12 protein-coding genes and 1 riboswitch are annotated in these 13608 nt (G+C 58.6%); of the genes, 7 read left to right on the top strand and 5 right to left on the bottom strand.

The annotated features are described in order from the left end of the window. Positions 1 to 17 precede the first annotated feature (17 nt). The 5 genes from nrdE to FHT28_RS07320 all read right to left on the bottom strand — a co-directional run bounded on the left by nrdE (position 18) and on the right by FHT28_RS07320 (position 6772). Complete coding sequence (gene nrdE / locus FHT28_RS07340) at positions 18 to 2228, bottom strand: class 1b ribonucleoside-diphosphate reductase subunit alpha (protein WP_168595873.1); 2211 nt, start codon at positions 2226 to 2228, stop codon at positions 18 to 20. Further along, positions 2216 to 2611 (bottom strand): class Ib ribonucleoside-diphosphate reductase assembly flavoprotein NrdI, encoded by a 396-nt coding sequence (gene nrdI, locus FHT28_RS07335; RefSeq protein ID WP_168595872.1) that lies wholly within the window; start codon positions 2609 to 2611, stop codon positions 2216 to 2218. The genes nrdE and nrdI overlap by 13 nt, the downstream gene beginning before the upstream one ends. Before the next feature lie 11 nt (positions 2612 to 2622). Next, the gene (nrdH, locus tag FHT28_RS07330; RefSeq protein ID WP_037191719.1) at positions 2623 to 2844 is read right to left on the bottom strand and encodes a glutaredoxin-like protein NrdH; all 222 of its coding nucleotides are present in this window, start codon (positions 2842 to 2844) and stop codon (positions 2623 to 2625) included. 252 nt (positions 2845 to 3096) lie between these two features. Further along, positions 3097 to 3317: riboswitch (cobalamin riboswitch) on the bottom strand. Positions 3318 to 3576: 259 nt separating this feature from the next. Then, complete coding sequence (locus FHT28_RS07325; protein WP_168595871.1) at positions 3577 to 4722, bottom strand: acyltransferase family protein; 1146 nt, start codon at positions 4720 to 4722, stop codon at positions 3577 to 3579. Positions 4723 to 5035: 313 nt separating this feature from the next. Continuing rightward, positions 5036 to 6772, bottom strand: a complete 1737-nt coding sequence (locus FHT28_RS07320; protein ID WP_168595870.1) for a hypothetical protein — start codon at positions 6770 to 6772, stop codon at positions 5036 to 5038. Between the two features lie 242 nt (positions 6773 to 7014). On the opposite strand from FHT28_RS07320, the gene FHT28_RS07315 reads away from it, so the two are divergent. The 7 genes from FHT28_RS07315 to FHT28_RS07285 form a co-directional block, all read left to right on the top strand. Continuing rightward, entirely contained in the window at positions 7015 to 7977 is a 963-nt protein-coding gene (locus tag FHT28_RS07315; protein ID WP_168595869.1) for an AraC family transcriptional regulator, read from the top strand. Positions 7978 to 8222: 245 nt separating this feature from the next. After that, positions 8223 to 9326 carry an HD domain-containing phosphohydrolase gene (locus tag FHT28_RS07310; RefSeq protein WP_047555458.1) on the top strand — a complete coding sequence of 368 codons (1104 nt, stop codon included), beginning with the start codon at positions 8223 to 8225 and terminating at the stop codon, positions 9324 to 9326. After that, complete coding sequence (locus FHT28_RS07305; protein WP_168595868.1) at positions 9323 to 9649, top strand: hypothetical protein; 327 nt, start codon at positions 9323 to 9325, stop codon at positions 9647 to 9649. The genes FHT28_RS07310 and FHT28_RS07305 overlap by 4 nt, the downstream gene beginning before the upstream one ends. Beyond that, the gene (locus tag FHT28_RS07300) at positions 9646 to 10014 is read left to right on the top strand and encodes a response regulator (protein ID WP_034509986.1); all 369 of its coding nucleotides are present in this window, start codon (positions 9646 to 9648) and stop codon (positions 10012 to 10014) included. Before FHT28_RS07305 ends, FHT28_RS07300 begins: the two co-directional genes overlap by 4 nt. Continuing rightward, positions 10011 to 12044, top strand: a complete 2034-nt coding sequence (locus FHT28_RS07295) for a chemotaxis protein CheA (protein WP_168595867.1) — start codon at positions 10011 to 10013, stop codon at positions 12042 to 12044. Before FHT28_RS07300 ends, FHT28_RS07295 begins: the two co-directional genes overlap by 4 nt. Next, on the top strand, positions 12041 to 12553 hold the full coding sequence (locus tag FHT28_RS07290) for a chemotaxis protein CheW (protein ID WP_037191739.1): 513 nt from the start codon (positions 12041 to 12043) through the stop codon (positions 12551 to 12553). The genes FHT28_RS07295 and FHT28_RS07290 overlap by 4 nt, the downstream gene beginning before the upstream one ends. A 24-nt stretch (positions 12554 to 12577) precedes the next feature. Further along, positions 12578 to 13608: HAMP domain-containing protein (locus FHT28_RS07285; protein ID WP_168595866.1), on the top strand; the 1031-nt coding region annotated here is incomplete at its 3' end.

Here is a 13608-nt window from a genome sequence, read left to right as displayed (position 1 = left end):
CCTTTTCAAACCGGAAATCAAAGGGCGCAGGAAACGCAGCCCTGCACCTCGGTGCCGGACAGCGCCATCTGGCGAAGGCGGATGTAGTAGATGGTCTTGATACCCTTCTTCCAGGCGTAGATCTGCGCCTTGTTGATGTCGCGCGTGGTTGCCGTGTCGCGGAAGAACAGCGTCAGGGACAGGCCCTGATCGACATGCTGGGTGGCGGCCGCATAGGTGTCGATGATCTTTTCCGGCCCGATCTCGTAGGCGTCCTGATAATAATCGAGATTGTCGTTGGTCATGAAGGCGGCCGGATAATAGACGCGGCCGATCTTGCCTTCCTTGCGGATTTCGATCTTGGAGACGATCGGATGGATCGAAGAAGTCGAGTGGTTGATATAGGAGATCGAACCTGTGGGAGGCACGGCCTGCAGGTTCTGGTTATAAAGGCCGCCCTTCATCACGGACTGCTTCAACTTCGCCCAATCTTCCTGTGTCGGGATGGCGATGCCGGCCTTTTCGAACAGTTCGGCCACGCGTTCGGTCGCCGGCTTCCATTCCTGCTCGGTATATTTGTCGAAGTACTCACCGGACGCGTATTTCGAGTTCTCGAAGCCCTTGAAGCTCTGCCCGCGCTCGACCGCTAGGAGGTTCGAGGCACGGATGGCGTGATAGGTCACGGTATAGAAATAGATGTTGGTGAAATCGACGCCTTCCTCGGAGCCGTAGAAGATGCGCTCGCGGGCAAGATAGCCGTGCAGGTTCATCTGGCCGAGGCCGATGGCGTGGCTGTCGTCATTGCCCTTTTCGATCGAAGGCACCGACGAGATATGGCTCATGTCGGAGACTGCCGTCAGCGCGCGAATCGACATTTCGATCGTCTTGCCGAAATCGGGGCTGTCCATCGCGGCTGCGATGTTGAGCGAGCCGAGATTGCAGGAGATGTCCTTGCCCATATGCGTGTAGGAAAGGTCGTCGCTGTATTCGCTCGCTTCGCTCACCTGCAGGATTTCCGAGCAGAGATTGCTCATGGTGATGCGGCCGGCGATCGGGTTCGCGCGGTTCACAGTGTCCTCGAACATGATGTAGGGATAGCCGCTTTCGAACTGGATTTCGGCAATCACCTGGAAGAAGTCGCGCGCCTTGATCTTCTTCTTGCGGATGCGGCTGTCTGCCACCATCTCGCGGTACTTTTCTGTCACCGAGATTTCCGTGAAAGGCACGCCATAGACGCGCTCCACGTCATAGGGCGAGAACAGATACATATCGTCATTGTTCTTCGCGAGCTCGAAGGTGATGTCGGGAATGACGACACCGAGCGACAGGGTCTTGATGCGGATCTTCTCGTCGGCATTCTCGCGCTTGGTGTCGAGGAAGCGCATGATATCAGGGTGATGGGCGTTGAGATATACGGCGCCCGCGCCCTGCCTGGCTCCGAGCTGGTTGGCGTAGGAGAAAGAGTCTTCGAGCAGCTTCATCACCGGGATGATGCCGGAAGACTGGTTCTCGATGTGCTTGATCGGCGCGCCGGCCTCGCGGATGTTGGTGAGCGACAGCGCCACGCCGCCGCCGCGCTTGGAAAGCTGCAGCGCGGAATTGATGGCGCGGCCGATCGATTCCATGTTGTCTTCGACGCGCAGCAGGAAGCAGGAAACCAGCTCGCCGCGCTGCTTCTTGCCGGCGTTGAGGAAGGTCGGCGTCGCCGGCTGGAAGCGGCCGGAAATAATCTCGTCCACCATGTCATGGGCAAGCTGCTCGCTGCCGCGCGCCAGCGCCAAGGCTACCATGCAGACACGGTCTTCATAGCGCTCCAGATAGCGCTTTCCGTCGAAGGTCTTCAGCGTATAGCTGGTGTAATATTTGAAAGCGCCGAGGAACGTCGGAAAGCGGAACTTCTTCGCATAGGCATGATCGAAGAGATCGCGGACGAAGTTGAAGGAATATTGGTCCAGCACCTCCCGTTCGTAATAGCCCTCCGTCACCAGGTAATCGAGCTTCTCCCGCAGGTTATGGAAGAACACCGTATTCTGGTTGACATGCTGGAGGAAATACTGCTTGGCCGCCAAGCGGTCCTTGTCGAGTTGGATACTACCCTGCTCGTCATAGAGGTTCAGCATGGCGTTGAGGGCGTGATAGTCCAACGCCGTTTCCGTGACCTTCGATGGCCGGTCGCTCGCGGGATGAGAAAAAGTGTGAAGCGGTTTTTCGGCCGCGTGCCGCGACAAAGAAGAGCTTAGCGTGTCCAAAATCGTTCCAATCCGTGTCTGACATTCACGACATCCTCTTCCGTGCCCAAAAGCTCGAACCGATAGAGAAACGGCACCTGGCATTTGGTGGAGATGATGTCGCCGGCGATACCAAAGGTCGCCCCGAAGTTGCTGTTGCCCGCGGCAATGACCCCGCGGATGTTTGAACGGTTATCCGCATCGTTGAGGAAGCGGATAACCTGCTTGGGCACGGCACCCTTGCCCCCTTCACCACAATAGGTTGGGACAATGAGAACGTAAGGACGGGCCGCTCGCAGCTCTTCACCCGCGCCGAGCGGAATGCGAGCGGCCGGCAAGGCAAGCTTGGCAACGAAGCGATGGGTGTTCTCAGATCTGCTGGAGAAATAGACGATCTCGCCCACCGCCCGGTTCCTCAGGCGAGCGCGCTGATCATGTCGGGGCGGAAGCCAGCCCAATGCTGCTCGCCGGCGATAACGACCGGGACCTGACGATAGCCGAGACCCTGCACCAGCTCGTAGGCTTCAGTATCGGTGGACACGTCGACGATGGTGTAATCGATACCCTGGCGGTCGAGGGCGCGTGTGGTCGCGGTGCACTGGACGCAAGCGGGCTTGCTGTAGACGGTAATGCTCATGGATGTCCTCGTATATATGACAGGCGTGCGAGATCGTCCGGGCGTCGGGCGACACCCGTTCGGCAATCTGAAAAATGGCGGCGGGCACAACCGACTGCCGGACGCTTAGGCGGCCGTCAGTCGTGCAGGCAGATAAGGATACTCAAAGACATGGACTTCACACCTCGAAGTAACCTTTGCGGGCCATTCGAGGAAAGCGACGGCAACGGCGAGCTGCCGCAAACCATCGCTCGCCATCCGGACACCCCGCCCGTGGACGCTATTGCTCGAGGCAGGTCTCCTGGCTTGCGGGTCGAAGTATTTGCTCATGCCTTCCCGAGGCATATATTCCTCAGTGGCACATGCAGAACAATACTCGCCGCTCACAGTTGCGGGGGCAGCTACGGCTTGACGAGCATCATGCTCGGCGACCGTATTCCCATCTTAGCCTCCAATCCTTGCGAATCGAAGGAACCTCGAACACTAGATATAGTAGACGAGGTTAAATTTGCGTCAACAGGTTCCGTCACCGATCCTTCATTTAAGATGTTGATAAGGCCTGCGGCTAAGTCCCGAAGACGTTTTCGCGACAACGACAGAAGATCGGTCATCTTCTCGACCTCGGGAATGTGCGGCGAGTGGATATCGTGAAAGCCGGGGCCGATTGTCGGCGCACCGGACGCCCTCTTAACCCTGAAGCAGAGAGATTGCTCCAGGGAGCCCATGCCGGGTGAACATCGAGATATCCATACGTCAGGCAATGCCAGCGCGGATCCTGGCTTTCCAGGAGATTTCCAGGCGTCGTTTCAGTTCGTAACACAACGCACAGACGGCGAGCGTCGCAACCACGATCGGGATGAAAGACGAGGCGGACATCAACCCAAACTCACGCAACCAGTAGGCAATAACCAACATGACCGTCTGGTGAAGCACGTAGTAGGTCAGCACTGCCCTGTTCAGATAGCGGACAACGGCGTTCTCCGAATTCAGCCAGACCTTTGCGTATCCGAGAATTGCGACGATCGCACACCATTGGAACGTGCCGGCAAGCACCCTTCCCGCAAATGCCTGCCACATGTCAGGCTCGCCGGCAGGCAGGCCCGGGAAGAGCATCGTCAGAAGCACCGCACAACCCAGCGCCAGGATCAGGGCGGGTTTTCGCGCGTCGACGACCGCCTCCCAGCATTCGCTGCGCATGGCCATCACGACACCGAGCAGAAATGACATCAGATAGATACTATGGCTGTACCAGTCGGTGAGGATATTGAGTGTCGGGGGGAAGGCCGGCCGCAGCGCGAGCCTGAGCAAGATGAACAGTATGGCGGGAAATATCAGTATCCACTTGCCCGCCAGCCGGGGCGTCAGCCGATCCCCCGCGAGGGGCAGCAACTTCGGCCAGGCCGATACGACAAGCGTCAGGATTGCGGTATAGGTCCAGAGATAGGCGAGGTACCACAGGTGCTGCATCCAGAAGAGATTGACCTCACGTCCGTCGGGCAGCGGAATGGGCGTCAGGGTCAGATAGTGCCAGAAGACGTCTCGGAGGCTGATGTCGACCCCCAGGCTGGTATTCAGGCAGACATACATTTGGGGAGGGATCAGAAACAGCATTCCAACCAGCAGCGGAACCAGCAACTGCCTCGTTCGCGCCTTCCTCAGCACCTCGGGAGTTTGCCGTGTCAGCAATATCCCCGTGACGACGCCTGAGATCAAAAACAGCAGCGACATGCGCCAAGGGTGGGTCCACAGATGGATGATGTCAAAGATGGGAGAGCTGTCCGGTGCCTTCAGAAGAAAGCCCCTGGAGTTATACATCAGGCTGACATGATAGACGATCAGCAGCATGAATGCTGCGACCCTGATAAAATCCAGATCATGCCGACGTGACGTTGCCTCCATGGTTCACGCTATAAGGCATAATCTTTAAGATCAGGTTGAGTTGTCGATTAAAAAACTCAACCTATAGAGGATAGTGATCTCGAATGCTTTGCAGCGATGCTGCTACGCCCGCTAGCGCCATCGCCTTCCGGGAAGATCGCTCGTCACCCCCAGGGGTTCGCGCGCGCCCCTCTAGGACTGCGCGGCAACCACAACAGCGGTGACGGATCTACTTCTTCGCAACATCATCGTCCTGCTATGCGGCAAAGTGGACGAGCGCGTCAAACTCCTGACCGGCGGCAGGACGTATTCGGTGATTTTTAGACCTCACTGATCAGAAGAGAGCCTCTGCAAACAACTCCTCATCATTGCCAGTCGTCGGTCCGTGACTGGCCGGAGCTGTCGCCACGCCAAAAACACTCGCATGTATCTCGCGTTCTGCCGCCATCGTATAGATCTTCGCGATGCGCTCCGAAATGGCAGCTAGCGGCGCTTCGAGCCCGATCAAATCCTCGACAGCGCAATAATCACGACCGGCTTCCTCCGTGCAGGATGCGAGCGTTTCGCCGATTCCCGCCCGGAAATCCAGGCTGTTGACGACCTCGGCGACCTTGGAGGTCATATCCTCGCCACAGCGGCGAAGCTCCTTCACGTTGACATCCATGGATGCGCCAGCCTCGGTAATGTGCAGCAAAGCGGCATCGATATGCGCACCGGAACCCGACGAACTATCCTGGTCATCGCTCTGCCGCCAGTCCTTCAGGCCGGCAGTCTGGCCCTCCAGCATGCCCAACCCGATAAGGATTTTTTCCGCATCTTCATCGAGAAGCGATGCGAACGAGCGCAGCTCTCCGGCGACCACGTTGATTGCCCGCCCCTCTTCGCCAAGCTTGCCGCAGCGCAGATTGGTGTTGAGCGCCATGTATTGGATGTCCCGACGCACGAGCTGGATGGTCAGAATGCTCGTGGTCAGCTCCTTGACCATCTCGCTCGTCTTTTCGCTGAGCCGATTTGCTCCGGCCGCGGCGACATCAATGCGATCGACGACTGCCCGGGCGGCGGAAAGATCACCGCGCAGCGAATTGATCGGGCTGCGCCCGTCCTGCCCGCTCTGCGACATCATGGTTTGATAGAGGTCGAGCAGGGTGCCGATATCGTCCCTGAAGCTACGGATGTTGTCGACGATTTTTGCGGTCTCGCGGTTGAAACCGTCTGTTGTCTCGCTGAGCAGCTCGAAGACGAGGGTCGTCGTCAGAGCCGTGATGCGATTGCGATCAGTCGCGGAAAGATTGAGGGACGCCTGGGAGGCAAGATAGGCATCCGTGATCGAATAGACGGCCTGGCAATGCTCGACCCTTTGCCGGGTGATATCGCCGATCTGCATCGCGGAGAGGGTGTGGGCGACCTTGTTCTGAATCCGGCGCGCAAGCCCGGCAACGGTATCGGCCAATGTCGACAGACCGCGGCGCTGGGTCTGGATCTCCTGTGCATTCGACAGAAGGCGCTGGACGATGGACGGTATGTCATCCAGATATTGTCCGAGCGAGCCGTCCTCGCTTGCCGCCGCTGATTTTATCCCGTTTTCAAGCACGCGGATCTGCCCCGAAAGTGCTTTGACCTCGCCGGTGGCGAACTCGATGCGTTCGACGATCTCGCTGGCAAAACTGGAGAAATCCGGAATTCGCGCGCCCGCAATTTTCGCTGTCGCAGCAAAGGTTCTGAGGTACCGCAGGGTTTCTTCCATGGAGAGGACCTGCGTGGCGAGAAGCCGCCCGGTTTGACCAATAGAGACCACGCACTCCTGACGACGAACTTCCGCGGGCGGCAACTTGTTGAGCAGATCGACTGTCTGAAGCAGCCGGGCGGTCGCTTCGGCTGCGTTTTCCTCCTTCAGCGAGCCGCCGATATCTTCCAGCAGATTGACCAGCTTGGCCAGAACTTCTGTCACCGTGAGAAGGACGGCGCCGCCGTCCAGAAAACGCTGCTCGATCTGCAGCCGAGCGCCTTCCAACCGACCGATGACATCATCCTCGGGAAGAGTAAATTGCCGGCTTGTCGCTGCATGCACCATAATTCTTTTGGACTCCGCCTAAGACCGCTTACCGCAACCTAAAGCGTACAAAGAAATACGGAGTTAACATGACGTGTGAAATGGGCCGATCAGCAACCTCAGCTTTCGAACTGAGAGCGCTAAAGCTTTGGGCAAGACCCGGGGAGTAGACATTACCTCGAGAGCGCCAGTACCTTTTTCAGGCCATCGGTGCCGATTGCGATTTACCCGCAAACAAGCCCGTCGAAGCTGATTGAACGAAGATGAATGTTGCCGTCGACAAATATGCATGGTCGTCCTGCGAGCCTGCGGAGCTACAGGAAAGCCTGAGGGCAACCAACATATCGGTTTCCCTGAACCGGGGATCGGAAGCATCGGATTTTCACATCGACGTGACGCTCGCGATGATTCGGAAGATGACGGCTTGGAAGATATTTTCCGAAACGGGTTATGAAATCCGTTATCTGCTTCGTCACAGCGACCGCATAGAACTGCACTTCGTCGAGAGCGGCACATTTCAGGTTGAAACGGAGGATCAGGAGTTCACGGCAACGGCCGGAACGACGTTCATGTTGCTGTCTCACGGCTTCATAAGGCTCAGAGCCTCGCGCGACGCCCGCAAGATCGCACTTGCAATACCACGCGCGCTCTGCCTGCCGCTGATAGATGTGACGGACGAAGATCCTGAGTTGTTCTTCGGACGTTTCGACAGAATGGCCGACATCGCCGACAAAGGTGTGCGAACGCTCTATCGAATGGCAGACCTGCTTCTGGAGCCGGATGATCATCTCTTTGCCGGCTCGCCGCTTGGTGCCTCCCTCTTCAAGGAGGCGATTGTTGCCACTTTCGTGCAGTCATGGCCAAGATCGGCGGCAAAAGCCACGCCACAGACGGCGCGCCCTCGCAATTTGAAGCGGGCGCTGGATTGGATCCGGGCGCACCTGGGGGAAGAGTTCACCGTTCTTGACATCGCAAGGAACGCCGGACAAAGCGTCCGCGGACTGCAGATGTCCTTTCGGCAGAACCTGGGCATGAACCCCTTGAGCTATGTGCAGCGATTGCGGTTGCAGCAAATCCACCATGATCTGCTTCATGGCAATGCAGACGAGAACATATCCGATATTGCTGCTCGCTGGGGCTTCAGTCACATGGGATATTTTGCTGCGCGCTATCGCGCCCTATATGGCGTTTCGCCGTCTTCAACACGCACTGGTCGTCATCGTTGATACTCCAGCGTGCATTTTATATCAGAAAAACGCAACGCTATCACTTTATCGCAGTTAATTGCAAAGTCGCGCACTGGTTGAAGCCGAGTTTAACGCACCGTTAGCCATTTAACGATTTCGTTACCTGAGCCAAGATTCACAATCATTGTGACGCGGCCCTTTCATCCGAAAGGTCATCCAAACATCCAAGCCGATAATCGTGAGCGGATCCGCGCGTGACAACGCGGACGCTTAGCGGGGTCACTATGCGCATCTTCGTAATAGACGACAGTCCTTCCGTTGTCGCCAAGCTTTGCCAAGCGGTCGAAGCGATCAGAGGCAGCGAGGTCCTGTCGTTCTTGCAGCCGAGAGAGGCTCTCAAGCGGCTTGATGACCAAACGCCCGACCTCATTCTCGTGGACTATATGATGCCGGACATGAACGGTATCGAAGTAATCACCCATGTCCGTAGGAATGCGCTTACGGCCCACGTTCCCGCTATCATGATCACATCCCGCAAGGAGACTGACATCAAGCTGGCTGCGATGCAGGCAGGCGCCACCGAATTCCTCACCAAGCCGATCGACGAGACGGAGCTGACGATACGCGTTCGCAACATTCTCAGCATCGGAGAGGAGCGGCTGGCACTCGCAGCCAAGGCGGCAAGCCTGCAGCGCGATTTCGACGCAGCGATGAAGACGGTAGAGCGGCACGAGGAGGAAATCATCTGGCGCCTCTCCAAGGCGATCGCCGCCCGCCACGGCGAGACGGCGGACCATCTGGACCGGGTCGCCATCGTCGCGCGGATGATCGCCGAGGAACTTGGTGTGGGCGCACGCCAATCCCGCATGATCTTTCTTGGCAGCGCCCTGCACGATGTCGGCAAGATCGGCTTGCCGGACGCCATTCTCTCAAAGCCCGGGCCCTTGAGCGCCGAGGAGCGCCGCCAAATGCAGCGGCATGCCGAATTCGGCAGCGAGATATTGAACGACAGCTCAAGCGAATTGATCCAGACCGCCCAAAGGATTGCCGAAAGCCACCACGAGAAATGGGATGGGACCGGATATCCCAAGGGAATCTCAGGATCCTCCATCCCGCTTGAGGCCCGTATCGTCGCCATAGCCGACGTCTTCGACGCACTCTGCTCCAAGCGCTCCTACAAGCCCGCCTGGCCGATCGCGGAAGCGTTCCGCGAGATTGTCAACAGCAGCGGAACGCATTTCGATCCCGCCTGTGTCGCGGCCTTCTGCCGCCGCTGGGCGGATATAAAGGGTCTTTTCGAGCTGCAGCTGTCCGACGGCGATCCCGTGACGCCGCAGCAGACGTCGAAAACCGCGCCCACATTTCAACTATCCCGAGGTTCGGCATGAGCGGACAAATGGAAATACTGCATCTTCGCGGTCCACTGACCATCAAGACGATCACAAACGCAAGGGACATCGTCCAGGTCTACCTTCAGGAATCGGCATCGCTTAGCCGGTCCCTGATCATCGACATAGATGGCAACGCGGACATCGATCTCACCCTGCCGCAACTACTTCTTTCCGCCCGACACACGGCCGAGCGGGCGGGTGTGACGATCGCTTTGAACAAGCCGGCAGACGGCAATTTTCTGGCCGTCCTGCAGCGCGCGGGTCTCCTTTGCGGGGACCGGCAACAAGACAGTTTCTGGCTAGAAGGAAAAGCAGCATGAGCGCCAATATTCTCACCGTCGATGATTCCGCCAGCATTCGGCTGACCACGCGCATTGCACTCACTGGCGCCGGATATTCGGTCACCGAAGCGGTCGATGGCGCCGACGGCCTCAACAAGCTGAAGGCTGGCAATTTCGATCTGATCGTCACCGATCTCAACATGCCCAATATGGACGGGCTGACCATGATCCGCGGCCTGCGGCAATTGCCGGCCTATATGGGAACGCCGGTGATCTTCCTGACCACCGAGTCGGACGGCGACCTGAAACAGCAGGCAAAAGCTGCCGGCGCGACAGGCTGGCTGACCAAGCCTTTCGAGCCCGATACCCTCGTCAAGATCGCGCGCAAGGTGCTGGGCAGATGAACGATCTCGATCCGATCGCCGTCTTCAGGACAGAGGCCGCCGAACAGCTCGAACTGATCGAGGCCGGACTTCTCGATCTGATGCGCGACTTGAGCGACAGGGCTCAGATCGATTCGGTCTTCAGGGGGCTTCACACCCTGAAAGGATCGGGCTCCATGTTCGGCTTCGATCAACTGGCCGCCTTCACCCATCATTGCGAAACGGCCTTCGACCGGGTTCGCAGGGGCGAGGCTGCGGCCACCAAGGAGTTGGTGGGCGCCGTTCTCGACGCGCAGGGCCACATGCAGGCGCTCTTGGAAAATCCGAACGGCGATCATGAAGCCATGAGCTCCGTTCTGTTGGAGAACCTGCGTAATGCAGTTGGCGCCACTGCCTCGCAAAATGCGCCCGCAGCGCCCGTTATCACGCCGCCGCCCTCGACCTCGATCAGCTCTGCCTCCATCGCCGGCGAGGCCAAGGCATGGCAGCTGAAATTCAGCCTCCCAGCCAACTCCATGGCCAACGGCACCAATCCGCTCGGTCTTCTGGACGAGTTACGCGAGCTCGGGGAGTGCCGGATCGAGGCTGATATCGGGGCCATTCCGCCGCTTCAAGACCTCGATCCGCGCGATCTCCACATCGGTTGGACGATTCATCTGACAACCGAAAAGCCGCGCTCCGAGATCGAAGACGTCTTCATCTTCGTGATGGACGAGATGACGATGGAGCTCAAGGAGCATTCGGCTCCAAAACAACCCAATCCCACGCCCGCCGCCCTGAGCCCACGACAGTCGCCGGCGAGCGAGCCACCCAAAGCCGCAATCCCGCCGACGGAGGCAGGCAAGGTTCAGCCTGCCGATACAAAGTCGCAAAAGCAGGCGGACAATGTCCGCATTCCCGCATTGCGTCTCGACGAGATGATGGACCGGGTCGGCGAGCTGGTGATTGCCCAGTCACGCCTCAGCCAGATGGCAAATTCGGCCGCCGACCTCGGCCTTCGCTCGGTCTCGGAAGAGATCGAGCGTCTGGCCGGCGAGCTGCGGGACACGATGATGGTCCTGCGCATGATGCCGGTCGCAAGCCTCTTCAGCCGCTTCCGCCGCCTGGTCCACGATCTCGCACGCGAGACCGGCAAGGATATCGAGCTTGTCACCGAGGGTGAAACTACGGAAGTCGACAAGACGGTCATCGATCGCCTCGCCGACCCGCTCGTTCACCTTGTGCGCAACTCCATCGATCATGGGCTGGAAGGCCCGGACGATCGTGCCGCAGCCGGCAAGCCCATGACCGGGCGAGTCATCCTCTCTGCGCACCAGACCGGCAGCGAAGTGGTGATCTCCATCAGGGATGACGGTCGCGGCATCGATCGCCAGAAGGTGCGTGCGAAGGCCGAGGCCAACGGGCTCATCCAGCCCGGCGCCCAGCTTTCGGACAAGGACCTGCTGCAGCTCATCTTTCAGCCCGGCTTTTCCACGGCGGAGAAAGTCACCAACCTCTCCGGCCGCGGCGTCGGCATGGACGTGGTCAAGAAAACGATCGAGACGCTGCGCGGTTCAATCGATATTACGAGCGAATTCGGCAAGGGTTCCGATATCGCATTGCGGATCCCGCTAACGCTCGCCATCATCGACGGGCTTCTCGTGCGGGTGGGCAATGGGCGCTACGTCATCCCGCTTACCGCAGTCGAGGAATGCCTCGAGCTCTCGGTAGAACAGGATCTGCGGTCGCGCGGCCGCAGCTTCATCTCGCTGCGCGACAAGCTGGTGCCCTTCCTTCGCCTGCGCGAACTGTTTCGCACCGGCACCGAGCCGGACCCCTATCAAAAAGTCGTGGTCATCTCGACCGGCAGCGAGCAGGTCGGCCTCGTCGTCGATCAAATCATCGGCGACCATCAGACCGTCATCAAATCGATGTCGAAGCTCCACGACCAAGTCTCGACTTTCTCAGGCGCGACCATCCTCGGTGACGGCAACGTGGCTCTGATCCTCGATGTCGCGCATCTGATCGCAGCCGGACAACATCAGGAGGCGCAATTGCGGGCAGCAGGATGAGTGAGACAGGTTTGAAATCCGACTATCGCGCTGTCTGGAAAGACGCTGAAGAGCTTTCGGTTCTGACGTTCAGCCTCAATGGCGAAACCTTCGCCATCGACGCGGTCGTCGTACAGGAAATTCTGGACCTGCTGCCCGAAACCAATGTTCCCGGCAGTCTGCCCTTCGTCGGCAGCGTCATCAATTTCCGCGGCAAGGTAATCCCGCTGGCCGACATTCGTGTCGCTTTCGGCATGGAAGCGGCCAATGTCACGATCGACAGCCGCATCGTGGTGACAGAGTTGGAGCTCGACGGCGAGACGACGCTGATCGGCATCCGCACCGACAAGGTTCACGAAGTCACGCAGCTATCGCTATCCGCGAGCGAGCCGCCCCCCATCGTCGGCATGCGCTGGCGCGCCGATTACATCCACGCCCTCGTAAAGCGCGAACGCGAATTCATCATCATCCCGAACTTGCAGGCGATCTTCTCTTCGCAGCGGGCAAGTGCGGTCAGAGCAACGGCATAATTTGTGGAACAAGGAAGCTAACAAATGCGGTTTACGATAAAGCTCAAGCTGCTTCTAACCTTTGCTGTCGTGATCGCCATGCTTGTTGGCACGGCCATCTACAGCATCACAACCCTCGGCCAGGTCAACAATAACTGGTCTGATACTCTGTCAGGACCCGCGGAACGTCTCCGGCTGGCCCAGAATCTGGATATCGCCGTTCTCCAACAGCTGAGGCAGCAGAAAAATATGCTGTCGTCCGGTTCGGTCGACGAGACCAAGAACTATATCGCAAAGAGCGATGCCGCACGCACGACCTTTGACGCCGATTTCGCCAAGATCCTTGACAATACCACCGATCAGGACATGCCTCTCTGGTCGCAGATCAAGGATCTTAGTGCCAATTGGCGTGATGCCGACGACCGCATTCGCAGCATGATGCTTGCCGGCGACAGCGCCGGGGCGCTTCACGTTTCGTCCACCGCAGCGCGTGAAACGAGCGCCAAGATCGACAGTGCGTTGGCCCAGATATTCGAAACCGAACGCGCCCGGCTGAAGCAGGCCGACCAGGATGCTGCAAACGATTATGCAAACGCACGGTCCATCCTGATCGCCATAGCATCTGCGGCATCGATCATCGCGCTCGTTTCGGCGATCGCGATTATTCTTTCGATCAACAGGGGCATCAACCGCGCCGTCAACACGGTTCAGACGGTTGCCGAGGGCGATCTGACGGAATTCGCCAAAATCACCACCAGGGATGAAATCGGCGAGCTTCTTGGCCATGTCAACGCGATGATCGAGCGGCTGCGTGGTGTCGTCGCCGATGCGCTGTCTGCCTCCGACAACGTATCATCGGGCAGCCAGCAGCTATCGGCCGGGTCCGAGCAGCTCTCGCAGGGTGCCACCGAACAGGCCTCCTCCGCCGAAGAGGCCTCCGCCTCGATGGAGGAGATGGCCGCCAACATCAAGCAGAACGCCGACAATGCCGCCCAGACGGAAAAGATCGCCCGCCAGTCCGCCAGGGATGCCGAGGTCAGCGGCCAGGCCGTCGACCGCGCCGTCAACGCCATGCG

The organism is Rhizobium sp. SG570 (genome assembly GCF_012275345.1).
Taxonomy (GTDB): Bacteria; Pseudomonadota; Alphaproteobacteria; order Rhizobiales; family Rhizobiaceae; genus Rhizobium; species Rhizobium lusitanum.
Note: the sequence above shows the minus strand (reverse complement) of the source record. Positions and strands in the feature narration are given on the sequence as shown.

What these genes read in the sequence shown, in the direction of transcription:
- nrdH (WP_037191719.1), bottom strand. Translation starts at nt 2,844, where the DNA reads ATGAGCATTACCGTCTACAGCAAGCCCGCTTGCGTCCAGTGCACCGCG.
- FHT28_RS07325 (WP_168595871.1), bottom strand. Translation starts at nt 4,722, where the DNA reads ATGGAGGCAACGTCACGTCGGCATGATCTGGATTTTATCAGGGTCGCA.
- FHT28_RS07320 (WP_168595870.1), bottom strand. Translation starts at nt 6,772, where the DNA reads ATGGTGCATGCAGCGACAAGCCGGCAATTTACTCTTCCCGAGGATGAT.
- FHT28_RS07315 (WP_168595869.1), top strand. Translation starts at nt 7,015, where the DNA reads ATGAATGTTGCCGTCGACAAATATGCATGGTCGTCCTGCGAGCCTGCG.
- FHT28_RS07310 (WP_047555458.1), top strand. Translation starts at nt 8,223, where the DNA reads ATGCGCATCTTCGTAATAGACGACAGTCCTTCCGTTGTCGCCAAGCTT.
- FHT28_RS07305 (WP_168595868.1), top strand. Translation starts at nt 9,323, where the DNA reads ATGAGCGGACAAATGGAAATACTGCATCTTCGCGGTCCACTGACCATC.
- FHT28_RS07300 (WP_034509986.1), top strand. Translation starts at nt 9,646, where the DNA reads ATGAGCGCCAATATTCTCACCGTCGATGATTCCGCCAGCATTCGGCTG.
- FHT28_RS07295 (WP_168595867.1), top strand. Translation starts at nt 10,011, where the DNA reads ATGAACGATCTCGATCCGATCGCCGTCTTCAGGACAGAGGCCGCCGAA.
- FHT28_RS07290 (WP_037191739.1), top strand. Translation starts at nt 12,041, where the DNA reads ATGAGTGAGACAGGTTTGAAATCCGACTATCGCGCTGTCTGGAAAGAC.